The sequence below is a fragment of the Micromonospora sp. URMC 105 genome (assembly GCF_051386295.1).
GTDB lineage: Bacteria > Actinomycetota > Actinomycetes > Mycobacteriales > Micromonosporaceae > Micromonospora.
This window is the reverse complement of sequence record NZ_JBPQTL010000003.1, coordinates 18,075-41,049: the sequence shown is the minus strand read 5'-3', so window position 1 is coordinate 41,049 and position 22,975 is coordinate 18,075. Positions and strand designations below refer to the sequence as shown.

Sequence of the window (22,975 nt, the reverse complement as noted above, 5' to 3'; positions counted from 1 at the left end):
CCCGCGATGAAACTCGGATACACCACCGGCTACTGGTCCTCCGGCCCGCCCGCGGGCGTCGCGGAGGCCATCGCGGAGGCCGACCGCCTCGGCTTCGACTCGGTCTGGGCCGCCGAGGCGTACGGGTCGGACTGCCTGACCCCGCTCGCCTGGTGGGGCGCCGGCACCTCCCGCGTGCGGCTGGGCACCAACATCATGCAGATCTCGGCCCGCACGCCGACCGCCGCCGCGATGGCGGCGCTCACCCTCGACCACCTGTCCGGCGGTCGGTTCATCCTCGGGCTCGGCGCCTCCGGCCCGCAGGTCGTGGAGGGCTGGTACGGCCAGCCGTACCCCCGGCCGCTGGCCCGCACTCGGGAGTACATCGACATCATCCGCGCCGTCCTAGCCCGCAGCGGCCCGGTGGAGTACGACGGCGACTTCTACCAGCTGCCGCACCCCGGCGGCACCGGCCTGGGTAAGCCGCTGAAGTCCACCGTCCACCCGCTGCGCACCGACATCCCCATCTTCCTCGCCGCCGAGGGGCCGAAGAACGTGGCGCTGGCCGCCGAGATCGCCGACGGCTGGCTGCCGCTGTTCTTCTCCCCCAAGGCGGACGGCTTCTACCGGGCCGCACTGGCCGAGGGCTTCGCCCGACCGGGCTCCCGCCGCGGCCCGGACGAGTTCGAGATCGCCGCGACGGTGCCGATCGTCGTAGACGACGACGTGGAGCGCGCGGCCGACCGGATCCGGCCGTTCGTCGCGCTGTACGTCGGCGGCATGGGTGCCAAGTCGGCCAACTTCCACCGGGACGTCATCGCCCGCCTCGGATACGAGCGAGAGTGTGACCTCATCACCGAGGCGTACCTGGCGGGCAACAAGCAGGAGGCCATCGCCGCCGTGCCGACCGCGCTGGTGGAGGACATCGCGCTGATCGGGTCGGCCGCGAAGATCAAGGACGAGCTGCAGCGGTGGCGCGAGAGCGTGATCACCACCCTGCTGGTGTCGGGCGGCCCGCGGCAGCTGCGCCAGATCGCCGAGCTGGTCGGATGACGCGAGGGCTCCTGCTCTCTCCGTCGCCGGGGCCCCGCGACGGCTATGGTGTGATCATGGCTGGCGACCAGGTTGACGGCACCGCCTCACACGCACTCCGCGCGACGCTGCGCTGCCCGTACGGGAAGGTCGACCGGGTGTGAGGAGATCAGCTCAGGACCTGGTCGACCTGGTCATCGACTCCGGAAGCTGGATGTCCTGGGACGAGCCGGTTGCCGATCCGGCCCCGCTCGACGCCGACTATGCGGCTGCCCTGGCCGCCGCGCGCCGAACCACCGGCCTCGACGAGGCGGTCATCACCGGCGCGGGCCGGATCGGCGGACGGCGGGTCGCCGTCATCGCCGGCGAGTTCGCATTTCTCGGCGGCTCGATCGGCGTCGCGGCGGCCGAGCGGCTCACCCGGGCCGTCGAGCGGGCGACCACCGAGCGGATTCCGTTGCTCGCCGCGCCGGCGAGCGGCGGCACCCGGATGCAGGAGGGCTCGATCGCGTTCCTGCAGATGGTGAAGATCAGCCAGGCGATCACCGCGCACAAGGCCGCGGGACTGCCGTACCTCGTATATCTGCGGCACCCGACGACCGGCGGCGTGTACGCGTCGTGGGGGTCCCTCGGGCACCTGACCGTCGCCGAGCCGGGCGCGCTGATCGGCTTCCTCGGGCCGAAGGTGTACGAGGCGCTGACCGGCTCGCCGTTCCCGGCCGGCGTGCAGGTCGCCGAGAACCTCCACAAACACGGTCTGATCGACGCGGTCGTCGCGCCGGAGCAGGTGGCGCCGCTGGCCGAACGAGCGCTGTCCACTCTCAGCGCGCCGCGCCGTGTCCCCCGTACGCCGGTCCCGGTGGAAGACCCGCCCGGCGATCGCACCGCCTGGGACGCCGTCCGGCGATCCCGCCGGGCGGACCGTCCCGGAATCCGCCGGCTGCTCAGGCACGCCGGCCGCGACGTCGTGCCGTTGCACGGCACGCAGAGCGGCGAGACCGGAGCCGGCGTGATCGTGGCGCTGGCCCGCTTCGGGGATGCCCCCGCCGTGGTCGTCGGGCACGACCGGCGCGACGCCCCGCCCGATCCCGCCGGCCTGCGGGCCGTCCGGCGAGGATTCAAGCTCGCCGCCGAGTTGGGCCTGCCCGTCGTCACCGTCGTCGACACACCGGGCGCCGCGCTCTCCCCACAGGCCGAGGAGGGTGGCCTGGCCGGTGAGATCGCCAACTGCCTTGCCGATCTCGTCACCCTGCCGGTGCCGACCCTGTGCGTGTTGCTGGGTCAGGGCAGTGGCGGCGCCGCCCTGGCTCTGCTGCCGGCCGACCGCGTCATCGCCGCGGCGCACGGCTGGCTCTCGCCGCTGCCGCCGGAGGGCGCGTCGGCGATCCTCCATCGCACCGTCGAGCGGGCGCCGCAGGTCGCCGCCGCGCAGGGCATCCGCGCGCAGGACCTGCGGGCGAGGGGCATCGTGGACCGGATCGTGGCCGAGCAACCCGACGCCGCCGACGAGCCCGCGGCGTTCCTCGACCGGCTGGGGGCGGTGCTGGAGCACGAACTGGCCGCCCTGCTCGACGCCGACCCTGCGGACCGCCTCCAGACCCGCCGGGCCCGCTACCGTCACCTCTGACCGTCGCTCCAAGCCGGACGGGGCGGGCGCGTGTCGTTCCGGCCGGGCTACTCGTAGGGGTTGGCCGGGGCCGGGACCTGTTGCCACGACTCGACGTGGATGTACGGGATTTCCTCGTCGTTGACGGGGTCACGCCCGAGCCGGTCGGTGTATCGGCCGGTGACCTGCACCCACGTGTCGTTGCCGAGACCGGTGGGAACCTCGCCGGCCATTCCGAGTTTGACGGGCCGCCCGTCGGCGGCGCAGCACGACAGGATCATGCGGGCGAGGATGGGTTGTCCGTCGGGGCCGGGGGCGATGAAGCCGGTGAGCTGGACTCGACGATCGCCGATCGACCGACCGTTGTCGAACAGCGCCCGGGCCGCGTAGTCGAAGAGAGTGGTTGTCGCGGGATCTCCGTCGGGCAGCGGCGGGTAGTCGGATTCCTGCCGGGTGCTCAACGCGGTACCGGCCTGGCCGGCGGCGTACGCGCCGAGGGCGGGCGGGGTGACCAGCAGGAGCCCGAGGGCGGGAAGGATCAGCAGCCAGGCGACCCACGGCTCGTGGTGCCCGTGGTCGTGGTGCGGGCGTACGGTCGGCGTGCACGACCCGACCTGCCCGTCGTGCTGGGCGGTGCCGGCTCGACCCGATTCGGCCGGTGTGTCCGCCACTGCGGTAGCGGCAGGCCGCAGCTCGTACCAGAGGGTCATCACGGCGGTGATGATCAGTAGCAGGCTGGCGGCGATGAGGAAGGGCCGCAGTCCTTCCTTGACGTAACGCAGGTAGAGGTCGGTGACGCTGGCCCGCAGGACCGCGCCGCCGAAGAGGATCATGACGCAGGCCTGAGCTTGACGGTTCACAGCAGCACCATTCCGACGATGACGGCGAACACGACCGCGACCGCGAAGGTCGCCGGCGCGAAGCGGACGGCGAAGCGGCGGCCGAAGATCCCGGCCTGCATCGAGATGAGCTTGAGGTCCACCATGGGGCCCACCACCAGGAAGGCCAGTCGAGAGGTGAGGGAGAACTGCGACAGCGACGCGGCGACGAAGGCGTCGGCCTCGGAGCAGATGGACAGCAGCACGGCGAGGGCGGCCAGGGCGAGCACCGAGAGCACCGGCTGATCGGCGAGGGTCTGCAGCCACCGCTCCGGCACCAGGACGTTGATGCCGGCCGCGGCCATCGCGCCGACGACGAGGAAACCGCCGGCGTGGACCAGGTCGTGACGCACGGCGGACCAGAACGCCTGACCCCGCCGGAGTCCGTCCAGGTCGGGCCGGTGCGGGAGCCGGAGCCAGTCGGCGCGGCCCAGCCGCAGCCAGAGCCAGCCCATCACGACGGCGACGGCCAGGCCGGCCACGGCGCGCCCGAGGACCATCTCGGGGTTGCCGGGAAAGGCGACCGCGGTGGCGGTGAGCACGATCGGGTTGACCGCCGGCGCGGCGAGCAGGAACGCCAGCGCGGCGGCAGGGGTGACGCCCCGGCGGATCAGGGAACCGGCGATCGGTACGGCACCGCACTCGCAGCCGGGAAGCACGACGCCGGCGGCGCTCGCCACGGGCACGGCGAGGGCGGGGTGACGGGGCAGGGCGCGGGCCCAGAACGACGGGGGTACGTAGACGGCGATGACGGCCGAGAGCGTGACGCCGAAGACCAGGAAGGGCACGGCCTGCACCATCACGGAGACGAAGACCGTCGTCCAGGTCGCCAGGGCCGGCGCGGAGAGCAAGCCGGCCACCTGTTCGCGCAGCACGATCAGCAGGACCAGCAGCGCGGCCAGCACCTCGACGGATCCGATCCGCTCGGCGATCCCCGCCCGCATCTCGGGCGCCCGACCAGGAGGGGGCGGCGACGACGAGCCGAGCTGCGCCTCGACGGCCGACTGAGGCGGCCCGGCGGACTCGTCACCGGTCGTGGAGGTGCGCTCTGCTGCCGTCACAGCGGCTCCCTTCCTGTCCGTCGGTGCTGTCGTCAGGCCTCGGCTGCCGCAACTGCGGACGCACCGTGGAGGTGGCCGGAGCCGCCGTGCAGCGGTGGGCGGACCAGCTCGCCACGCATCTTTGGCACCTGCGCGAAGTGCACCCGCTGATCGGGCGCCGGTCGAGCGAGGTACGCCGAACGACCATCGCCCTTCGGCGGCTCATCCGAGCGCGCGCGCCGGGTGGGCCAGCGCCGCCGGTCCCATCCGGAAGTCCGGGTCGATCTGGGCGGTGAGGTCGGCTCCGACCCGTTCGTTGGCCCACGCCGCCGCGTTGCGCCGGTGGAACTCGTGTGCGTGCCGGGTGAACAGCTCCCAGTCCTGCACGCTGGCGTCGGCCGCGGCGGTGAGCTGCGCCAGCACGGCCCGGTTGGCGGCCTCGAGGTCGTCGAGAGGGCCGATGGCACCGCGTTCGGCCCGCCGCACGTACGGCGAGCGGCTCACCCAGGCGAGCAGGTCCGGGCCCGCGTGCTCGCGAAGGAAGTCCACGTCCGACGCGTCCTCGATCTTGTTGCCGACGACCGAGAGCGCCACGCCGTAGTCGCGGGCGTAGCCGGCGTACTGGCGGTAGACGCCGACGCTGCGTAGCGTCGGCTCGCAGACCAGGAAGGTTCGGTCGAAGCGGGTGAACAGTCCGGAGGCGAAAGAGTCCGCACCGGCGGTCATGTCGACCACGACGTACTCCTCGGGCCCGTCGACCAGGTGGTTGAGGAGCAGTTCCACCGCGCCGACCTTGGAGTGGTAGCAGGCCACCCCCAGGTCCTGCTCGCTGAACGCCCCGGTCACCGCGAGGCGCACGCCGCCGATCTCCCGCAGGCAGGCGGCGTAGACCGGGTTCTCCTCCACCACCCTGAGCAGACGCGAACCGGCGCCCGGCGGGGTGGTTTTGACCATCTCCGCAGCCGAGCGGATACGGGGGTTGTCGCCGCGCAGGTATTCCTTCATCTGCGGCAGGACGTCGCCCAGCGGTGGGAGGCGCGCCGCCGCCTCGGCCGTGGCGCCGAGCGCCACCGCGAGGTGCTGGTTGATGTCCGCGTCGACAGCCAGCACCGGCCGGCCGAGGCCGGCGAGGTGGCGGGTGAACAAGGCCGCCAGTGTGGTCTTGCCGCTGCCGCCCTTGCCGACGAACGCGATCTTCATGGGTTGCTCCATCAGCGCCTAATTGGAAACGGTTTCCACTGTCGTGAGTGTAGTGGTCGTACCGGCGGCGGCCGGTGCAAATGAGGGGAAGCGCGTGCCACGTGTCGGATCTGGCTCGACGGCCTGCGACCGGCCTGCCGGCTCGTCTGGGGCGGACTCACTCCGCCGGCGGCAGGCCGAGCACCTCGTCGGCGACCCTGGCGATGGTGGCCAGGGTCGCGGCCCGCCCACCGGCCCCTTCGACCATGAGGAGCAGGTGACCCACGCCGGGCAGTTCGGCCGCCCGGTCGAGCCGCTCCCGGCAGCGCGCCACGGCACCCACGGGCTGATGGGCCAGCAGATGCTCCACGTACTGATGATGGGAACGGTGGCCGCGGCTGCCGTCGTTACGGACGTAGTCGTCGGTACGAGCGAGGAGCCTGGGCAGGGCCGACCGGATCACCGCCTCGGCCGCGGCGTCGCTGTCCTCGACGTGGATCAGGTGGGTGCTGGCGTGCCGGACGGCCGCCGGATCGTGGCCGTGCTGGGCCGCGACAACGGCGTACCGGTCGAGCAGCTCTGCCTTCTCCGCCCACGTGGCCTGCATGCCGAGCAGCAGGGGCACACCACGGGCGGCGGCCAGGTCGACCGTCGCCGGTGACGTCGCCGCGATCCACACCGGAACGCGTCGGCGGGGGCGGGGCTTGACCTGCACCGGGCGAAACGGAAACCGGCCGCGCCCGGCGACGGTGTCGGCGCCGGACAGCCAGGCGTCGAGCAGGTCGACCGATTCGGCGAAGCCGGTCGCGAAGCGGTCCAGGCCGGTGCCGAAGACCTCGAGGTCCACCCATGGCCCGCCACGCGCCACGCCCAGGTGGAAGCGCCCGCCCGACAGCTCGTCGAGCAGAACGGCTTCTTCCGCCAGTGCGACGGGGTGCCGGTTGGAGAGAATGCAGGCAGCGGTGCCGACGGTGATCCGGCGAGTAGCCCCGAGCAGGTGACCGGCGAAGGCGATCGCCGACGGGCACAACCCGTAGGAGATGAAATGGTGCTCGGCCATCCACACCCCGCGGTAACCGGCCCGCTCGGCCGCCAATCCGTAGGCATGGGCGTCCGCCAGCACCCGGGCGTCAGGGACGCCCGGGTGCTGGGCGGCGAGCAGGAACAGATGGGCGTCGACGCCCATCAGCCGCCCCCGGGTGGACGAATCAGCAGTCACGCAGCTCGGGCGACTGGTTGAGCAGCTGGCCGCGTACCGAGATGAACCGGCGGTAGGAGTCCGAGTCCACCGCGGCCGGGCGGAAGGCGGCCACCCGGTGGCAGTTCTGGAACGCCAGCTTCACCCCGAAGTGCCGCTCAAGGCCGCCCCTGATGGCGTCGCTGGCCAGCGCCCGCAGCAGTTGCCCTCGCTCGGTCTCGGTCGGCGGCGGGACGACGTTGTCGGCGAAGTCCCCAGTGGAGGCGTCCAGGTCGTCGACGACGCGGCTGATGGTCTGCCAGGCGTAGGGCAGCGACTCGCGGATGCAGGAGACGAACTCGGCGTCATCCACAGGTCCGCGTTCGGCGGCTTCGAGCAGGGCGGGCGGGACGGTGAGGGACATGGTCCTCCTAACGAAAACGATGACGGTTGTCGTTTACGTACGGTGGTCAGCACATCACGAATCGTGCAGCCCGTCAATATCCGTCCGCGACGCCTCGCGGATCTGCCGCCTTCGCCGGCGACGTGCTGAAGACCGACCCGTAAGCCGGAGCCGACCTGCCGGCGGCGCAGCGGTTCCCACCCGGTGATGCCCGCGCACATCAGCGGCGCCACACCGGCCGGGTTGAGGTTCTCCAGCGCAAACGCTCACGACCGGCGGCTCGTCGGGGTCTACCGGGTCAGTGCGTACGCCCGGCCGGTTCTCCGGCGATCACCGTGACATCCGTCGGGGCGAAAAGCCCATCCACCAGGCCGGGGATCTGGAGTACGTCGGCGGCGCGAGCGCGGCGCAGCGACGGTGCCGCCCCCGTCGGCTCCGGGTCGGCGGGCGCCGTCCCGGAGCCGATCGTGGTCGCGCCGAAACGTTGCGGGCGGTGTGCGCCCCGTCCGGCGTCTGGTGATTCAGGCAGGCACGGCGCGGGCCGGGGCGGCAGTGCCATGGATGCGCTTCGCGTAACCGGCGTACGCGCGGGGACCGAGGATGGGCAGCAGCAGCCGGGGCACCAGTGGCACGTCGGCGAGGATCACCTTGATCACCTCCGGGTCGGCCTCGTACATCGACATCCCGAAGATCACCGGAAGCTTCTTCTTGTCGACGGTGCCGAGGGTGTGCTGACCCAGCAGCTGCCACTCCTGGGCGGTGACGTACTTCGCCGCGAGCGGCAGGATGTGTTCCTCCTCCATCGCGGTGTGCTCGACCAGCACCGGTAGGAGTCGGTCCAGGGCGTCGGCCAGGGCGTTTCGCTGGTCGTCGGCGGCGGTACGTCGCCACGTCGCCAGGTTGCTCGTCACCTGCTCGTTGATCTCGTCCAGCCGCTCGTGTTGGCCCTCCATGGCCCGCACGGCGGGAAGCACCTCCGTGGCGCCCCGCTCGAGCAGCTTCGGCCACAGCAGGTCGTCTTCGCCCTCGTGGTGAGCGTGCAGGAGGTCGGACATGAGCTGGATGTGCTCACCGAGCAGCTGGGACCGGGTGCGGTCGCCGTCGGCCACGCTGCGGACCAGTGGCGGCAGGAGCCGGAACTCTCGCCGCAGGAGTGTGTGGATGACGTACATGTCACGGACGTCGGCCATCTTGCCGGTCACGATCGGTGTCCTTCGAACTGAGGGGGAATGCGGGACGTTGCGGCGTTCGTACCGAAGCAAGCCGCTTCGGTGGAGGGTGCGGAGCCGTGCGGGCGGTCGCCTCATGCGGCGGCGGCTCGGGTCCGCCGTACGTGGCGGCGGTAGAGGCGGTGGCCGAGCAGGCCCCACATCAGCCGCGCCGGCGGAGGAAGTTCGTGCAGGAACCACCGCTGTTCGGCGGCGGTGGCGTCCTCCAGCACCACCCCGGCCAACAGCAGCCCCGCCTTCGGGTTCTTCGGCAGGTGCGTGGCGGCGTCCTGGACGGTGGCGTTCCACTCGGCGACCGTGAGATGTTCCTGGATCAGTGGCAGCACCTCGGCCTCCTCCAGATCCAGGTGCTCCTCGAGCGCGGGGTGCAACTCCTCGAGCAGGGCCACCACCCGCTGTCGCTCGGCCGGGTCGGCCGTCCGCGCCCAGGGCGGAAGTGCTGCCCGTAGCTGCGTGACGAGGCGATCCACGGTCTCGTGCTGGCGGTGCATGAGCTCGACCATCGAGGCGGTGGCGGCGCTGCGCCGGGTCAGGATCGGCCAGATCAGCCGGTCCTCGCTGTCGTGGTGCGCGTGCAGGAACAGCAACTGCAGGTCGGCGTGGGCCGCCACCTGCTGGGCGGCCCGGCGGTCCCCCGAGCCCACCGCGGCCACGGCGGCCGGCAGGAGGCGGAACTCCCGGCGCAGCGCCTTGTGGATGACCGTCATCTGCGCCACTTCGGGCTTGTCCCGGGGAGCGTTCTCGTCGATCTGCACCCTGTCGTCCTCCGCTCGGCGTCGCGACCATTCGGCGACATGCTACCTGCATTCAATTCTGGTTACCACCACTGAATTCGGAGTACGGTACGCGGCATGCCGGAACGACGTAGCTATGTCTCTCCCCACCGCGACAAGGCCGCGGCGGCCACCCGTGAGGCCGTGCTGCGGTGCGCGACCGTGCTCTTCGCCGAGCGCGGCTACGCGCACATCACGGTGGCCGACATCGCCGCCGCCGCGGGCGTCGCAGTCCGCACCGTGTACGCCAGCGTGGGGAACAAGGCGGAGATCCTCGACCGGATCGTCGACGACGCGGTGCAGTCGTCCGGGTACCGCGACTACGTGGACCTGATCCGGCAAGGTGACAGCCGGGACGCGATTCTGCGCACCCTCGCCCACGGCACGCGCGTCGGCAACCAGAGCCAGGCATCGGTCCTGACGGCGGTGCGCAAGGCCCTCCCGGTCCACGAGGCGGGCGAGCGGCTCTGGAGGCGGGCCACCGACGCCTACCGCACGGCACTGCACGAGACCGTCGAGCACCTTGCCGAGTTGGGGCAGCTGCCGAGCTCGCTGAGCACCCGGCAAGCCGCCGACCTGCTGTGGCTACTGTTCGGACCGGCGAGCTGGCACAGCCTCGTGACGGAGAGCGGCTGGGACTGGGAGACAGCCGAGCAGCACCTGTACCGCATCGCGACCGTGGCCCTCGCTCCGCCGGACACCAGCCCCTCCTGACGGCGTCCGACCGGGCGTTGCCGCAGTCACCAGCATGGCGCCCATGATCGAACCTGGGGCATTCAGCCGGCGGGCACACGGTTACGGGTCACGCTCGGCGTGATCGCCGCCGGTGTGAGCCTGGCGGCGGCAGTCGCCCTGCCCGAACTCCTGGACCGGTACCCGGTCGCCCGAGCCTGGGAGCAGGCGTGGGGAGACACCGGCTACCCGGATCAGAACCAGTCCGGTATGGCGACGGGGACACGCCCGCTCGGCTAGCCTCGCAACGGGGGGACGACACACCGAGTCGCCCTTTCGCACCCCGTGGCTGCCGCCGACACCGTGAGCCGGCTGCCGCGGCACCCGATTCCTCGGCTGGTGCGAAGGGCACAGATGACCACACCACGGCAGGACGGGCCCTGGCGGTCCGGGGACTTCCGGCTCCTGGTCGCCGGGCAGACGGTGACCCAACTGGGCACGGACGTCACCGCGCTCGCCTTCCCGCTGATCGCCGTACTGCTCCTGGACGCCACGCCGTGGCAGCTGGGCGTGCTCGTGGCCGTGCAGAACAGCGCGTTCCTGCTGCTCGGAGTGCCGGCCGGGGTGTGGCTGGACCGGCGACGGCTACGACCGGTCCTGATCGCCACCGACCTCGTCCGCTGCGCCACGCTGGTGACCGTCACCGTGGCGGCCGCGTTGTCCTGGCTCAGCCTGCCGCTGCTGACGGCGGCGGCCGCGGTCATGGCCGTCATGCGGGTGCTGTTCGACATCGGCCACCAGTCCTACCTGCCGACGGTGCTGGGCCGCCGGCACCTGCTGCGGGGCAACTCGGCCGTGGAGACGGTCCGCTCCTGCGGGCAGGTCGCCGGTCCCGGCCTCGGCGGATGGCTCACCCAACTGGTGGGCGCCACGAACACCCTGCTGGTCGACGCGGCCAGCTTCCTGCTCAGCGCCGCTTGCCTGGCGCGCATCAGAACCCGCGAGCCGACGCCACGGCGGACCGGACGCTCCGGACTGGTGCGGGACGCTCGCGAGGGGCTGCACTTCGTGCTGACCCGGCCCGTGCTGCGCGCGATCGCCGCCACCAGCGCACTGTCGAACATCTTCTTCACCGCCGCCACGGCGCTGCTCGTCCTCTTCCTGGTCGACACCGTGGGCTTCGCGCCCGGCACCACCGGCATGTTGCTCTCCGCCGCCCCGGCCGCCGCGCTGCTCGGCGCCGCCACGGCCACCCGGCTGGCCCGCCGCTTCGGGTCCGCCCGGATCATCTGGCTGTCCCTGGCGGTGACCAGCCCGGCGAACCTGCTGGTCCCGCTGACCGGCCCCGGCTGGGGCGCGGTCTTCCTCCTGGCCGGGCTGGCCGGCGGCGGGATCGGCCAGGTGGTGTACGGGATCACCCAGGTCACCTACCGGCAGACGATCGTGCCCGCCCGGCTCCTGTGCCGGGTCAACGCCAGCATGCGTTTCCTGGTCATGGGCGCGGTGCCGCTCGGGGGCCTGCTCGGCGGCGTACTCGGGGAGGCGCTCGGCGTCCGCGCCGCCCTCGTCGTCATCGGGGCCGGGCTCACCCTCGCGCCGGTTCCGCTGCTGCTGTCGCCCCTTCGTCACGCGCGTGAGCTGGAGGAACTGGCGGCTCGGCCGGTGGGCGACGAGGTTCCGGCGGCAACCATCCGGGCACACGCCGGACGTCGGCGGGCCGACTCCACCCGACCCGGCGGTCCCCGCCGTCGCGCACCAGTCAGCCGGCGCGCCATGCGGCGCATGTCGACGAGACATTGACGGTTCGGTACGCGGGATCCAGCCGGCACGAGGAGCAGGATCAGGGCGCGAGCATGGCTCCATGAGCCGGCACCAGGGCGATCGGTTGACCTTGGCGTCGCCCGAGCCGGCCCCGGCTATGCGCAGACCGGCGGGCACCGGCTGGTCCATCCGCTTTCGCCATAGGATGGGCCGGTGGACGTGGTGGCGGCCTGCCGGGCATTCGTGGCCGTCAGCGGGCACGGCAGCTTCACCGCCGGTGCTTCGGCGGCGGGTATCCCCCAGTCGGTCGCCAGCCGCCGCATCGCCGCTCTGGAGGAACACTTCGGCGCCCGCCTCTTCGACCGTTCGTCCCGGGCGGTCCGGTTGACCCCGTTCGGCCGGGACATGCTGCCGACGGCGCGGCGCCTGGTCGACCTCGCCGACGCCATGGCGCACGACGCCGAGCGGGCACAGCTACGTCCGCTGCGGATGGCCGTACCCGACATCTGCGCTCCCCGTCGGCTCGCCGCGCTGGTGGCGGCCGGCCGACGACAGCGGATCCACCTGGAGCTACGGCCGGCCGGCCCGGAGGAGCGGGCCCGGCTCTGTCGTACCCTCGAAGTCCGCGCCGGGATCGTGGCGGTGCCCGCGGCGACGGCGTCCTGGCGAGTGCCCCTGGGGCTGGCCGGGAAGAGCCCTTCTCCGGCGTCGACGGTGTTCCTCGAGACGCTGCGCACCGGCCGGTCCGGTGCGCGGACACGTCGCCGGGTTCTGATTCAGCCCGAGGACGACGTGCCACACCTGCGGGACCCGCTGGCCCGTTCCGGTCACTCAGTCGGGCTGCATCCGGCCCAGGTGGCCGTCACGCCGTCGCTGGTCGAAGCCGCCGCCGAGGCCCTCACCTCTGCCGATTTGCTGCTCTGCTCCCGTCACCAGGCCGAGGAGTTCGGACTGCACTGGTGCCCCCTCGCCGGGCCCGCCCTCGAGCGGGGGTACGACATCAGCGCGGGAGCGCGCGAGGACCTCGACCAGCTGGAGCCGCTCCACTCGGAGATCGGCCGGTCTCTCGGCGCTCCGGCCCGCGGCGCCCGGGCGACGAGCAGCGAAGCGGCCGATCTGCGGCGGACGGGCAGCGCGTCGTGACCGTGACGGCCGTGGTGCGCAGTGCGCGCGACCTGCTGGCCGAGGCAGGGCTGCAGGGATCCTTCCTGGTCCGGGACCTCGACTCCGGGGCGGAGATCGGCTTCGACGCGGATCTCGAGTACCCGGTCGCCTCGCTGGTGAAGGTACCGCTGGCGGTGGCCGTCCTGGAACGGGTCGTGCGCGGGGAACTCGATGCGGCGATGCAGGTCGACGTGGCGCCCGGCCGGATCAGCACACCGGGGCCGGCCGGGCTGAGCCGCTTCCGCCACCCGGCCCGGGTCGCCGTGGAGGACCTGCTCTACCTGAGCACCTCCATCAGCGACAACGTCGCCGCCGACGCGCTCTTCGACCTCACTCCGCCCGCCGCGGTCGCCACCGAACTGCGACGACTCGGCGTCAGCGGCATCGCGGTGCGGCACCGCATGCGGGAACTCACCGAGACGCCCGCGGAACGGCTTGGCCCCGGCGACGGGCACCTGGCACACTCCCTCGCCATCGGCGCCGCCACCCCGGGACAGGGCCACGCCGTGGCCCAGCTCGACGTCACGCGGGCCAACACCGGGTCGGCCGGCGCCTTCGTCGACCTGCTGCACGCGCTCTGGCGGCCCTCGGGGATCCACCCCGACACCGCCGCACGGGTACGCGCCCTGATGGGCGACAACCTGCTCCGGCACCGGCTCGCACCGGACTTCACCTCCGACGCCTCACGCTGGTCCTCGAAGACCGGCACCTTGCTGCACCTGCGGCACGAGGTCGGCGTCGTGGACCACGCCGACGGACAGTCGTACGCCGTCGCCGCACTCACCGCGTCCCGCGTACCCGCGGTCGCGCAACCCGCCAGCGAGGCGACGATGGCGCAGGTTGCCCGGATGCTGCACGACCACTTGAGGACGGGTCACCTGCCCTGGTGAGGGACGGCCACACATACTCAGTATGCTTCGGCGCCATGCGAACTCCCCTCGGGCGACTGGCTCGAACCGCATTGCCGGCCGGCGTCCTGCTCGGCTTCCTCGACTTCGTGTGGATCAAATACCTGCCACCCCTCCTCGGTGACCTGGGGAACTCCAGTGCCGTGTGGGCCGTGGCCGCCTTCCTCTACGCCTTCTGGCTTCGGGCCAGCTGGTGGTGGGCGGCGGCCGGCGCCGCCGCCGGTCTGGTCGTCGCGGTACCCAGCTACTACCTCGCCGCGACCCTCATCCAGCACGACGACCTGGCCGTGCTGTGGGCGCCGACGTCCATCCTCTGGATGTGCTTCGGCGTCCTGGCCGGAGTGGTCTTCGGCGTCGGCGGAACGTGGGCGCGAGAGCAGGGCCGGCGGCAGGTCGTCGGGGTCGCACTTCCAAGCGCGGTGCTGTTCGCCGAGGCGGCGCTCCTCGCCCGCCGGATCGGGCACCCGGACTACGGCTCCGAACCGCTGGCGCACGCCGCGATCCGGGTCGCGCTCGGCGTCCTGATCATCGTGCTGGCCGGCCGGACGAACCGCCATCGGCTCCTCGCCCTGGCCACGGCCCTGCCGCTGACCCTGGCCGGTTTCGGGGCGTTCCTGATCGGCTTCCGCTGAGCACCGGCCCGGACGCCCGCCGCCCTCCGGGGCAGCGACGGCTAGTGGTCGGCCTGAACAGGGTGGACGGAGGCGACGGCGCGCAGCTTGTCGGGGTTGGCGATGTTGTGGATCGCGGCGATCCGGCCACCCTCGTCCAGTTCGAGGGTAAGCGTGGCGATGACCCGGCCCGCGCCGCTGAAGACGATGCCCGGCCGTTGAGCTCGACCAGCTCGACCTGATCCAGACGGTCGCGGGTCTCGGACAGCCCACGGATCTGGGCCGCTGCGCGCTCCCGTTCGGCCACGAGCCGGGCGACCATGTCGGGGATCGCGACGCCGTTGCGTACGCACGGCAGCAGCCCGACGATCACCTTGCTGCTCAGCCCGGCCGAGTACAGCGCCTGGATCCACCGCACCCGCTCGACGGCGTCGGTGGTGCCGCTGACCGCCGGCGCTGCGTGCGGCATTGAGCAGACCCTGCTCCTCGTAGTACAGGCATCCGGCTGCGGCTGTAGCACCCGTCGCTTACCGACCTGGAGAGCTGGATCGCTAACCGCTCGCGGTGATCCGTAAACTCGCCGCTCTCTCGCTGCTACTCGTCTCCGCCTGCGCCCCCACCGAGCCGCCCGGCTCCCCTGAGGCCAGCCCGACCGCCCCCTCGGACCAGTACGCCGCCGGGGCCTGCACCATGGTCGCCCGAGCGATCGAGGAGCAGGACGTCCGCTTCACCTCTAACTCGGGGATCGCAAGGCGTGCCGTCGAGGCGGTGGACCCCGGCGTCCGGGAGGCGGGCCAGCGCCTGGCACTGGCTACGAAGGATGCCGGGGACCTGTTCGTGAAGAATGACCCGAGCGTTGACCCCGGTCCAACCAACGCGCGCATGGCCGAGGCACAGCGCGGCCTACTCACGGCATGTACCGAACTGTTTGGCGCCCAGCCGTGGCCATTCGCCAAGAAGCCGTCGCCGAAAACCACCACCTGATCTACTGCGCGCGTGCTGATCTTGTCCGGGATGGCTTGTCGGAGCGGCGGAAATGGCGAGCAATCGATCATCGGCGCGACCACATCGCCACCGCGACGTCATACCCGACGGCGGCCTCGATGGCGGCCGGCCAGGAGGCGGCCTGTGAAGCTGGACGCTCAGACCTGTCGAAAAAGGGCACCAGCAGGAAAGCCGCGGGCTACGTTGAGGTCGGTCACCAGCCCTTTCGGGGAGGAGTCGTCGTGTCCGCCAACGCGTACGAGACCGGGCGCATCGGCCTGCTTCTCATCGACACGGTCAACGAAATTTTCTCTGCGAACGGCAAGAGCTACCCGATCTTCAAGGACGAGTTCGACCGGATCGGCACGTTCGCCAACATCAAGCGCCTTCTCGCCGGAGTGCGGGCACACGGATTTCCCGTCTTCTTCTCCCCCATGGCCTACACCGAAAGCGACTACACCACCTGGAAGCATCTGTCCGGCATTCACCGGGAGATGTACGACAACCGGATGTTCGAGGCCGGAAGCTGGGGTGCGGAATTCCACCCGGAGCTGGCGCCCCAGCCGAATGAGGTGGTCATCGCACCGCACAAGAACATCGACGTCATGGCCAACACCGACCTGGACGTCCAGCTACGGCAGCACAACGTCGAGTACCTGGCGATCGGCGGCATGATCGGGACGATGTGCGTCGAGTCGACCGCGCGCAGCGCGATGGAACGCGGTTACCACGTCACGACGTTCACCGACGCCACCGCCGCTCAGGGCGGCAGAGCGGCCTACGACGAAATGATCGAACGGTACAAAATGATTTCGCACGCGACACTTTCGGTGGATGAATTCCTGGCAGCAACCAGCGCAGCCAAGAGATAGCCTCCGCGTTGGCGCTCATCTCGTGGCTCAGCGCTCGGCGACCGCCGGTTGGTCGACCGGGCAGGCGTACGCGGTGCGGCCACCGAGCTGCCAGGTCCGTATCGGGCTGCCGCACCGCCGGCAGCGCTCCCGCTTGTAGACCCACCGTTCGTCCGGCGCGGTCGGGTCGCTGACCACCTGGCCCGCGTCCCGCCCCAGCGCCAGATACTCAACGGCCAGCTGCCACAACCGCCTCGCCCTGGCATCCCCGACGCTGACAGCGTCGGGAGTGAGCTCCGCCAGGAAGAGCAGCTCGGCTCGCCAGGCGTTGCCGATCCCGGCCCAGATCCTCTGGTCCAGCAGCGCCGTCCCCACCGGTACGGCGGCCGCCGTGAGCCGGCGGACGGCCTCCACCGGATCGGCGTCGTCGCGCAACGGGTCCACCCCGAGCGAGGCCCGCAGGGCGCGTTCCGCGTCCGGTGGCAGCGGCTCGCAGCGAATCGGCGCTATCAGGTCGTACGCCACCTCCGGTCCGGCCAGCCGCAGCCGGGTCCCGCGCCGAGGCGGCACGGTCGGGTCGGCGAACCGCAGGAACAGCCCACGCATGCCGAGGTGCACGTGCAGCACCGGCGCGTCGATGAAGTGATAGAGCAGATGCTTGCCGTACGCCTCGACCGCCGTCAGAGACTTGTCGGCGTAGGGGCTCGGGTCGAACCGGCCCTGCGGGCTCGACAGCTGTACTGGCTGACCGGCGAGGGCGGCGTGCTGCTCGCGGGCGTGTCGGTGGATGAGGTGCCCCTCGGGCATGGCCGACACCTACCCGGCCTGCTGGTGCGAAAACCAGTCCGCCGGTCCCACCGGCACGTGTGCCGAGCCAGTCGTGCCCCTGTCGGCCTGGGGTGCAGCAGGTGGCGGGTCCTCACTCCGGTTCCCAGGCTATGAGCAGGTCGAAGAGACGTCGGTCGCCGTCGAGCTTCAGGGCGTCGACCGGAAGACGCCCGTAGAAGGCCAGGACCAGCTCACTGGCCGTGCCTCGGGCGGAGGCGTCGGCCGCGTCCGGCTCCGCACCGGCCGCGGTGGCGGGCACTGTGCCGGGCAGGCGGGCGGCCCGGGCGCCGGCTGCGGAGAGCCAGAGGCGCCAGGAGCGGCCCTCGGTGGCGTGGTAATCGACGACAGCCGGCTCATGCGGCCAGGTGGCCGTCGTTGCGCAGCAGGTGGAGAGGAAATCCTCGACACCGTCGAGTGCCACCTCGTCCGGCAGCGGCTGCGGGGTACCCAGGGTGACCTGAGCGTCGTAGGTGTGCACCGTGATCTCCTGGAGCTGGTGCCGGGCGACGGCACCGCAGGTCTGCGGCGACTGCGACCTACCCCACCACGTCCGGCAGCCGCGATCCGGTCCGGCCTCCCGCAGTGCGTCCAACAGCTGCTGGGTCGACTCGGCCGACCAGGCCAGCAGGGCCTCGCGCTCCCGAGGCGCAGCCGGGCCCACCGCCGCGGACTTGGCCGAGGCCGCAGGCCCTGCGGCGACGGTGGCGGCCCACGAGCGGCGCCCCTGACCCAGGTGCTGCACCAGGTCGAACAGCGTCCACTCGGGACAGGTCGGTACCTGCACGTCGAGGTTGGGCGCGGCGGCGACCGCGGCCCGGTACGCGGTCGACCGTTCGTCGATCAGCCGCAGCAGATCGGGGAACTCCAGAGTCTTTTCCACTCCGGCTGTCTAGCACCGCGCTCCGGCAACCGAACATCGAATTTCCACAGCCGATGCGGCGGGCGCGCAGCGGATCCAGAGCTGAAGCCGGCCATAGCCGCGCGATGACCTGGCTCGACGGTTCCGTCGCACTGTAGCCGGACACGCTCGCACTCCCCGGCTTGCGAAGATCAAGACGCCGGTCGGCCGGTGTCGGCTACCCAACTGACCCGGCGCCCGCGCCATATTTCGGCGCCACTCGCGCCTCCGCAGCCTGTGTAACGATCTTGCCCATGCGTCTCTCGCTCGGGCTGCTCGTTGCATCCGTCGCCGCCGGTCTGCTCTCGGTTGCGGCGGCACTGCTCGCCATGCCTGCCGCGTCGCTGCAGTTCGGCCTCGTCATGCTGCTCGCACTGCTCGGATACGTGCTGCCGGACCGGAGTGTGCGGCGCGTGAGGTGGGCCGTCGCCGCCGGTATCGGGTTCCTTGCCGTGGTGGCGGCGATGAGACTGCTCTGGTACCAGGAGCAGGTCGACGAGGCAGGCGGGCTGACATCCGGTCAAGGGGTAGCGAAGACGGCCATGTTGGCCGGTGTGCAGGAGGTGATCGACCGGGAGAGGGTCGCCGCGCTGGGTCTGACGCTCGGCGTCCTCTGTCTCGCGGCCGGTGTGTCGGCGTCACCGTCGCACGGCAGGCGGCGGGGTGTGGCGACGAGTATCCTCGCGCTGCTGCTAGTCGCCTGGTTGGGGCTGCGCCTCGCGGGGGACTTCGGCCGTCATCCGCTGCTCGACCTGCTCGGGACGGTGTGGCCGGCGCTGCTCGCTGCATTCGTGACCGTGGGAGCACTCGCGCTGTCAGGGTGGCAGGCCGACCGGCGTTGGCTGCTTCCGCTGGGGTTGTTCCTGCTGTCAGTCGCCGCGGCTCGCGCCTACTCGGATCTCGCCGCGGCATGGTCAGCCTGGTGGATCATGACCGCACCTCCCGACGGCGCCTTCTTGCAGCCAGCAGTAATGGTGGGCACGTCGACGGGAGGCTTCCCTCAGGTGTCGCGGGCCATCGAGGCGGCGATCGCGCTCGCCGGTGCGGGGCTGGTGGCCGTCGGCGCATTGCGCAGCTCCCGTGAGGCTGACGCTGCATAGGTCGAGGCCGGACAAGGTACGTCCCTCGGGGAGACTCCTTGTCGGACGGTGGCAGACCGTCCAGCTTCGCTAGCGCGGGGACCGGGCGGAGCGCCCTACACGGAGGAGGCTGGTAGCCCTCGTGGCGGGACCGGGCAGATCGACAGTGGGTCTGCGAATCTGCCAAGATCGACGGATGCTGGTGACGGAACGGCCGGTGGTGATCGCCGTATGCGGGTGTCCGGGGGCGGGGAAGACCACCATTGCCTCTGCAACGGCCGGTCGACTCGGTATCCCGTTCCTGACCCGCGACGAGATCAAGACGGGTCTCGGGCTCTCCTCGGCCTTCGTCGCCGGGGACGGGAGTGTCTGGCTCGACCAGGACTTCCACGTTGCCGGTGGTCCCGTCAGCCGCCGGGCCGAAGCCGTGATGGTCGAGGCGATCCGGCTGCTCGCGGCCTCCGGGGTGAGCCTCGTCGTGGAGTCCTCGGTGTTGTCCCGCGAGCTGCTGGGCGCACTGCTCGCGGGTGGCGCCCGGGTGCTGGCTGTGCACGTCGTCGCCCAGGAGGCGGTCATCGGCCGGCGACTTGCTGCTCGGGCGGCCGAGGGCGGAGCCATCGACCGGCAGCTCCTGTCCCTGTTTCAGCGCGGTGAGATGAACAGGTCGATCTTCGAACCGCCGGAGAGCGTCGACGCCGTCGTCGAGATCGACACCTCAGACCGTGGAGCCCCGGCCATCGAGTCGATCGTGGCAGCGGTCGTCGCCCTGCTCGGGCCGGCACGAACGGGAGGCGGTTCGTTACCGGTCGAGCCGGCAACGAATCGTCGGCCAGGCCCGGCAGGTGGCTGGCGTCCGGGCCAGTCGGTGGAATCGCTCCGTCGGAGTTGAACGGGCAGAAGCAACTCATGCGCCTACCACGGGCTGGGTAGCGTGCCTGTCATGAGTGAGGACACCTTGCGCTCGGTAGAGATCGAGCGCACCAGTGTGGGGAACTACGTCGTGCGGAACGTCCGCGGCGGATCGATGTCGGTGGGCACGGGCGAGGACGGCAGCTTCACGCCGGTGGAACTGCTTCTGGCTGCCATCGGCGGCTGCACCGCGATAGACGTGGACCACATCACCAGCCGCCGCGCCGAGCCGACCCGGTTCTCCGTCGAGGTCACCGGCGACAAGATCCGCGACGAGGCCGGCGGAAACCGGATGCGGAACCTCAGGGTCGAGTTCACCGTGACGTTCCCGGAGGGCGCGGACGGCGACCGGGCGCGCGAGGCGCTGCCCCGGTCGCTGCAGCAGTCGCACGAACGGCTCTGCACCGTCTCCCGTACCGTCGAACTCGGCACTCCGGTCTCGATCGTCGAGGCTGCCGGCGCTACGGAGGACTGAGTTCCCCGTCATCCGTCCGGTCCAGCAGCGGCACCTCGAGCAGACCACTCAGCTCGTCGAAGGTGCAGTCGAACAGCTCCCGTACGGCCACCGTCTTCTCCTCGATGACGAACACCGCGAGGTCGGTGTAGACGCGGCTGACGCAACCGACACCGGTCAGCGGGTACGTGCATTCCGGCACGAGCTTCGGAATCCCGTCGCGCGACAGCAGATCCATCATCACGAACGTCTCCTTGGCCCCGATGGCAAGGTCCATCGCGCCGCCGACGGCGGGGATGTCGTCGGGCCGGCCGGTGTGCCAGTTCGCGAGGTCACCGCGGGCCGACACCTGATAGGCGCCGAGCACGCAGACGTCCAGGTGGCCGCCGCGCATCATGGCGAAGGAGTCGGCGTGGTGGAAGTAGGAGGCGCCGGGCAGCTCGGTCACAGGCACCTTGCCGGCGTTGATGAGGTCGAGGTCGACCGCCTCCCCCTGCGCCTCGGGTCCCATGCCCAGCATGCCGTTCTCCGTGTGCAGCACGACGCCGCTGCCCGGGGAGAGGTGGTTGCTGATCCGGGTCGGCAGCCCGATGCCGAGGTTCACGAAGGCTCCGCGCGGGATGTCCCGCGCGACGCGGGCGGCGAGTTCGTCCTTGCCGAGGCCGCGCCGGACGCCGGTCACTGACCCGCTCCGACCGGCTCGGGCGCCGGCACGCGGACGACGCGGTCGACGTAGATGGACGGCGTGACGATGTTCTCCGGGTCGAGCGCGCCGACCGGCACCACCTCCTCCACCTGGACGACGGTCGTCGTCGCGGCCGCCGCCATGATCGGCCCGAAGTTGCGCGCGGTCTTGCGGTAGACCAGGTTGCCCAGTTCGTCGGCGCGGTGCGCCTTCACGAGGGCGTAGTCCGCCCGCAGCGGGTACTCCAGCACGTAGTGCCTCCCGTCGATCTCCCGGACCTCCTTGCCCTCGGCCAGGGATGTCCCGTAGCCGGTGGGCGTGTAGAAGGCCCCGATGCCGGCGCCGGCGGCGCGGATGCGCTCGGCGAGGTTGCCCTGCGGAACGAGCTCCAGCTCGATCTCGCCGGCCCGGTACTTCTGGTCGAAGTGCCAGGAGTCCCGCTGCCGGGGGAAGGAGCACACGATCTTGCGGACCCGGCCGGCGCGGATCAGCGCCGCCAGGCCCACGTCCCCGTTTCCGGCGTTGTTGTTCACCACGGTGAGATCCGTGGCACCGCAGGCGATGAGCGCCTCGATGAGCTCGACCGGCTGACCGGCGGTGCCGAATCCCCCGATCATCACCGTGGCGCCGTCGGGGATCCCCGCCACCGCGTCGCTCGGGTTGTCCAGGATGCTGGCCATGGCTCAGGCCTCCAGGTTCTCGAGGACCATGGCGAGCCCCTGCCCGACACCGATGCAGATCGCGGCGACCCCCCACCGCTTGCCCGACGCGCGCAGCGAGCGGGCCAGCGTGCCGAGCAGGCGGGTGCCGGATGCTCCCAACGGGTGACCGATGGCGGTGGCACCGCCGTGTGCGTTGACGATGCCGGGGTCGACGCCCCAGGCGTTGACGCACGCCACGGTCTGGGCGGCGAACGCCTCGTTCAGCTCGACCGCACCGACGTCACCCCAGCCGATGCCGGCGCGCTCGAGGGCCATGTTGGCGGCCTCCACCGGCGCGAACCCGAAGTACTGCGGGTCGTTCGCGGCAGCCCCGCGACCGGCGATGCGGGCCAGCGGTGGCCGGCCGAGGAGCTGTTCGGCGGACGGGGCTCCCAGCAGGACCGCCGACGCGCCGTCGTTGAGGGGCGAGGCGTTCCCGGCGGTCACGGTGCCGTCCTGCGTGCGGAACACCGGCTTGAGCGCGGCGAGCTTCGCCAGGCTGGTGTCGGACCGGATGGACTCGTCGCGGGCGAGGTCCACTCCGGGTACGCCGACCACGAGGTCGTCGTAGAACCCCTCGTCCCAGGCGCGGGCGGCCGACTGGTGCGAGCGCAGCGCGAAGGCGTCCTGCGCGTCGCGGCTGACCTGCTCACGGGTGGCGAGCAGCTCGGTGGCCTCGCCCAGCGAGACCGTCCATTCCGGGTTCATCCGCGGGTTCACCAGCCGCCAGCCCAGCGTGGTGGACACCAGCGCCGCGTCGCCGGCCGGGTACGCCTTCTCCGGCTTGGGGAGCACCCAGGGTGCCCGGCTCATCGACTCCACTCCCCCGGCCAGCACCACGTCGGCCTCGCCGAGGGCGATCTGCCGGGAGGCGACGATGGCGGCGTCCAGGCTGGAGCCGCAGAGCCGGTTCACGGTCGTGGCCGGTACCGACGTCGGCAGGCCGGCCAGCAGCCCGGCCATCCGGGCGACGTTGCGGTTGTCCTCCCCGGCGCCGTTGGCGTTGCCCAGCACGATCTCGTCGACGCGGCCGGGTTCCAGCGCGGGCGCGCGCTCGATGAGCGTCCGCAGCACGTGCGCCGCCAGGTCGTCCGGCCGCACACCGGCCAACGCACCGCCGTACCTCCCGAACGGGGTGCGTACGGCGTCGTACAGATACACCTCGGTGGACATG

Annotated in this window: 24 protein-coding genes and 1 pseudogene; 13 read left to right on the top strand and 12 right to left on the bottom strand. The window is 71.6% G+C overall.

Translation table 11 applies throughout. From position 1 onward, the window contains the following. Positions 1 to 6: 6 nt before the first annotated feature. Together ACSNN7_RS01540 and ACSNN7_RS01535 are read left to right on the top strand one after the other, a co-directional pair. Entirely contained in the window at positions 7 to 1,032 is a 1,026-nt protein-coding gene (locus ACSNN7_RS01540; RefSeq protein ID WP_436678677.1) for an LLM class F420-dependent oxidoreductase, read from the top strand. A 139-nt stretch (positions 1,033 to 1,171) separates the two neighbouring features. Continuing rightward, positions 1,172 to 2,638 (top strand): carboxyl transferase domain-containing protein, encoded by a 1,467-nt coding sequence (locus tag ACSNN7_RS01535; protein WP_436678676.1) that lies wholly within the window; start codon positions 1,172 to 1,174, stop codon positions 2,636 to 2,638. Between the two features lie 47 nt (positions 2,639 to 2,685). On the opposite strand, the gene ACSNN7_RS01530 is transcribed toward ACSNN7_RS01535, so the two are convergent. Together ACSNN7_RS01530 and ACSNN7_RS01525 are read right to left on the bottom strand one after the other, a co-directional pair. Next, positions 2,686 to 3,477 (bottom strand): TIGR03943 family putative permease subunit, encoded by a 792-nt coding sequence (locus ACSNN7_RS01530; protein WP_436678675.1) that lies wholly within the window; start codon positions 3,475 to 3,477, stop codon positions 2,686 to 2,688. Continuing rightward, entirely contained in the window at positions 3,474 to 4,439 is a 966-nt protein-coding gene (locus tag ACSNN7_RS01525) for a permease (RefSeq protein ID WP_436678803.1), read from the bottom strand. Before ACSNN7_RS01525 ends, ACSNN7_RS01530 begins: the two co-directional genes overlap by 4 nt. Before the next feature lie 155 nt (positions 4,440 to 4,594). Here ACSNN7_RS01525 and ACSNN7_RS01520 point away from each other — a divergent pair. Beyond that, positions 4,595 to 4,669, top strand: a pseudogene (locus tag ACSNN7_RS01520) (transcriptional repressor); the annotation flags it as partial. A gap of 88 nt (positions 4,670 to 4,757) precedes the next feature. Here ACSNN7_RS01520 and ACSNN7_RS01515 read toward each other — a convergent pair. The 5 genes from ACSNN7_RS01515 to ACSNN7_RS01495 form a co-directional block, all read right to left on the bottom strand. After that, complete coding sequence (locus ACSNN7_RS01515; protein WP_436678674.1) at positions 4,758 to 5,735, bottom strand: ATP-binding protein; 978 nt, start codon at positions 5,733 to 5,735, stop codon at positions 4,758 to 4,760. A gap of 157 nt (positions 5,736 to 5,892) precedes the next feature. After that, complete coding sequence (locus tag ACSNN7_RS01510) at positions 5,893 to 6,933, bottom strand: LLM class flavin-dependent oxidoreductase (protein WP_436678673.1); 1,041 nt, start codon at positions 6,931 to 6,933, stop codon at positions 5,893 to 5,895. Beyond that, on the bottom strand, positions 6,923 to 7,315 hold the full coding sequence (locus ACSNN7_RS01505) for an SCO5389 family protein (protein ID WP_436678672.1): 393 nt from the start codon (positions 7,313 to 7,315) through the stop codon (positions 6,923 to 6,925). The genes ACSNN7_RS01510 and ACSNN7_RS01505 overlap by 11 nt, the downstream gene beginning before the upstream one ends. A 500-nt stretch (positions 7,316 to 7,815) precedes the next feature. After that, a complete protein-coding gene (locus ACSNN7_RS01500) occupies positions 7,816 to 8,496 on the bottom strand; it encodes a hemerythrin domain-containing protein (protein WP_436678671.1) in 681 nt (226 codons plus the stop codon). 101 nt (positions 8,497 to 8,597) lie between these two features. Beyond that, on the bottom strand, positions 8,598 to 9,278 hold the full coding sequence (locus ACSNN7_RS01495; protein WP_436678670.1) for a hemerythrin domain-containing protein: 681 nt from the start codon (positions 9,276 to 9,278) through the stop codon (positions 8,598 to 8,600). A 96-nt stretch (positions 9,279 to 9,374) separates the two neighbouring features. On the opposite strand from ACSNN7_RS01495, the gene ACSNN7_RS01490 reads away from it, so the two are divergent. From ACSNN7_RS01490 to ACSNN7_RS01460, 7 genes are all read left to right on the top strand, one after another. Continuing rightward, positions 9,375 to 10,010, top strand: coding sequence for a TetR family transcriptional regulator (locus tag ACSNN7_RS01490; protein ID WP_436678669.1), 636 nt, complete (start codon positions 9,375 to 9,377; stop codon positions 10,008 to 10,010). Positions 10,011 to 10,382: 372 nt separating this feature from the next. Then, positions 10,383 to 11,768, top strand: coding sequence for an MFS transporter (locus ACSNN7_RS01485; protein ID WP_436678668.1), 1,386 nt, complete (start codon positions 10,383 to 10,385; stop codon positions 11,766 to 11,768). A 174-nt stretch (positions 11,769 to 11,942) separates the two neighbouring features. Further along, the gene (locus ACSNN7_RS01480; protein ID WP_436678667.1) at positions 11,943 to 12,872 is read left to right on the top strand and encodes a LysR family transcriptional regulator; all 930 of its coding nucleotides are present in this window, start codon (positions 11,943 to 11,945) and stop codon (positions 12,870 to 12,872) included. Continuing rightward, entirely contained in the window at positions 12,869 to 13,783 is a 915-nt protein-coding gene (locus tag ACSNN7_RS01475; RefSeq protein WP_436678666.1) for a serine hydrolase, read from the top strand. The genes ACSNN7_RS01480 and ACSNN7_RS01475 overlap by 4 nt, the downstream gene beginning before the upstream one ends. A 35-nt stretch (positions 13,784 to 13,818) precedes the next feature. Continuing rightward, positions 13,819 to 14,433, top strand: a complete 615-nt coding sequence (locus ACSNN7_RS01470; RefSeq protein ID WP_436678665.1) for a DUF6518 family protein — start codon at positions 13,819 to 13,821, stop codon at positions 14,431 to 14,433. A gap of 543 nt (positions 14,434 to 14,976) precedes the next feature. Next, entirely contained in the window at positions 14,977 to 15,396 is a 420-nt protein-coding gene (locus ACSNN7_RS01465) for a hypothetical protein (protein ID WP_436678664.1), read from the top strand. Continuing rightward, positions 15,354 to 16,268, top strand: coding sequence for a cysteine hydrolase family protein (locus ACSNN7_RS01460; RefSeq protein WP_436678663.1), 915 nt, complete (start codon positions 15,354 to 15,356; stop codon positions 16,266 to 16,268). Before ACSNN7_RS01465 ends, ACSNN7_RS01460 begins: the two co-directional genes overlap by 43 nt. A gap of 27 nt (positions 16,269 to 16,295) precedes the next feature. On the opposite strand, the gene ACSNN7_RS01455 is transcribed toward ACSNN7_RS01460, so the two are convergent. Together ACSNN7_RS01455 and ACSNN7_RS01450 are read right to left on the bottom strand one after the other, a co-directional pair. Continuing rightward, positions 16,296 to 17,054, bottom strand: a complete 759-nt coding sequence (locus ACSNN7_RS01455) for an Fpg/Nei family DNA glycosylase (RefSeq protein WP_436678662.1) — start codon at positions 17,052 to 17,054, stop codon at positions 16,296 to 16,298. 112 nt (positions 17,055 to 17,166) lie between these two features. After that, positions 17,167 to 17,955 (bottom strand): maleylpyruvate isomerase family mycothiol-dependent enzyme, encoded by a 789-nt coding sequence (locus ACSNN7_RS01450; protein WP_436678661.1) that lies wholly within the window; start codon positions 17,953 to 17,955, stop codon positions 17,167 to 17,169. Positions 17,956 to 18,227: 272 nt separating this feature from the next. On the opposite strand from ACSNN7_RS01450, the gene ACSNN7_RS01445 reads away from it, so the two are divergent. The 3 genes from ACSNN7_RS01445 (at position 18,228) to ACSNN7_RS01435 (ending at position 20,436) form a co-directional block, all read left to right on the top strand. Continuing rightward, entirely contained in the window at positions 18,228 to 19,073 is an 846-nt protein-coding gene (locus ACSNN7_RS01445; protein ID WP_436678660.1) for an aminopeptidase, read from the top strand. Positions 19,074 to 19,248: 175 nt separating this feature from the next. Then, positions 19,249 to 19,941, top strand: coding sequence for an AAA family ATPase (locus ACSNN7_RS01440; protein ID WP_436678659.1), 693 nt, complete (start codon positions 19,249 to 19,251; stop codon positions 19,939 to 19,941). 51 nt (positions 19,942 to 19,992) lie between these two features. Then, positions 19,993 to 20,436, top strand: coding sequence for an OsmC family protein (locus ACSNN7_RS01435; RefSeq protein ID WP_436678658.1), 444 nt, complete (start codon positions 19,993 to 19,995; stop codon positions 20,434 to 20,436). Here ACSNN7_RS01435 and ACSNN7_RS01430 read toward each other — a convergent pair. Genes ACSNN7_RS01430 through ACSNN7_RS01420 form a run of 3 tightly spaced genes read right to left on the bottom strand, consistent with a single transcriptional unit; the run spans position 20,423 to position 22,974 of the window. Then, positions 20,423 to 21,097, bottom strand: coding sequence for a 3-oxoacid CoA-transferase subunit B (locus ACSNN7_RS01430; RefSeq protein ID WP_436678657.1), 675 nt, complete (start codon positions 21,095 to 21,097; stop codon positions 20,423 to 20,425). The genes ACSNN7_RS01435 and ACSNN7_RS01430 overlap by 14 nt on opposite strands. After that, complete coding sequence (locus tag ACSNN7_RS01425) at positions 21,094 to 21,780, bottom strand: 3-oxoacid CoA-transferase subunit A (protein WP_436678656.1); 687 nt, start codon at positions 21,778 to 21,780, stop codon at positions 21,094 to 21,096. The genes ACSNN7_RS01430 and ACSNN7_RS01425 overlap by 4 nt, the downstream gene beginning before the upstream one ends. Positions 21,781 to 21,783: 3 nt before the next feature. Next, complete coding sequence (locus ACSNN7_RS01420) at positions 21,784 to 22,974, bottom strand: thiolase family protein (RefSeq protein WP_436678655.1); 1,191 nt, start codon at positions 22,972 to 22,974, stop codon at positions 21,784 to 21,786. Between the last annotated feature and the right edge of the window lies 1 nt (position 22,975).

Excerpts from the sequence above, each read along its gene's own strand:
- ACSNN7_RS01540 (WP_436678677.1), top strand. The coding sequence starts at position 7 with ATGAAACTCGGATACACCACCGGCTACTGGTCCTCCGGCCCGCCCGCG.
- ACSNN7_RS01525 (WP_436678803.1), bottom strand. The coding sequence starts at position 4,439 with ATGCGGGCGGGGATCGCCGAGCGGATCGGATCCGTCGAGGTGCTGGCC.
- ACSNN7_RS01515 (WP_436678674.1), bottom strand. The coding sequence starts at position 5,735 with ATGAAGATCGCGTTCGTCGGCAAGGGCGGCAGCGGCAAGACCACACTG.
- ACSNN7_RS01505 (WP_436678672.1), bottom strand. The coding sequence starts at position 7,315 with ATGTCCCTCACCGTCCCGCCCGCCCTGCTCGAAGCCGCCGAACGCGGA.
- ACSNN7_RS01490 (WP_436678669.1), top strand. The coding sequence starts at position 9,375 with ATGCCGGAACGACGTAGCTATGTCTCTCCCCACCGCGACAAGGCCGCG.
- ACSNN7_RS01485 (WP_436678668.1), top strand. The coding sequence starts at position 10,383 with ATGACCACACCACGGCAGGACGGGCCCTGGCGGTCCGGGGACTTCCGG.
- ACSNN7_RS01470 (WP_436678665.1), top strand. The coding sequence starts at position 13,819 with ATGCGAACTCCCCTCGGGCGACTGGCTCGAACCGCATTGCCGGCCGGC.
- ACSNN7_RS01455 (WP_436678662.1), bottom strand. The coding sequence starts at position 17,054 with ATGCCCGAGGGGCACCTCATCCACCGACACGCCCGCGAGCAGCACGCC.
- ACSNN7_RS01445 (WP_436678660.1), top strand. The coding sequence starts at position 18,228 with ATGCGTCTCTCGCTCGGGCTGCTCGTTGCATCCGTCGCCGCCGGTCTG.
- ACSNN7_RS01440 (WP_436678659.1), top strand. The coding sequence starts at position 19,249 with ATGCTGGTGACGGAACGGCCGGTGGTGATCGCCGTATGCGGGTGTCCG.
- ACSNN7_RS01435 (WP_436678658.1), top strand. The coding sequence starts at position 19,993 with ATGAGTGAGGACACCTTGCGCTCGGTAGAGATCGAGCGCACCAGTGTG.
- ACSNN7_RS01425 (WP_436678656.1), bottom strand. The coding sequence starts at position 21,780 with ATGGCCAGCATCCTGGACAACCCGAGCGACGCGGTGGCGGGGATCCCC.
- ACSNN7_RS01420 (WP_436678655.1), bottom strand. The coding sequence starts at position 22,974 with ATGTCCACCGAGGTGTATCTGTACGACGCCGTACGCACCCCGTTCGGG.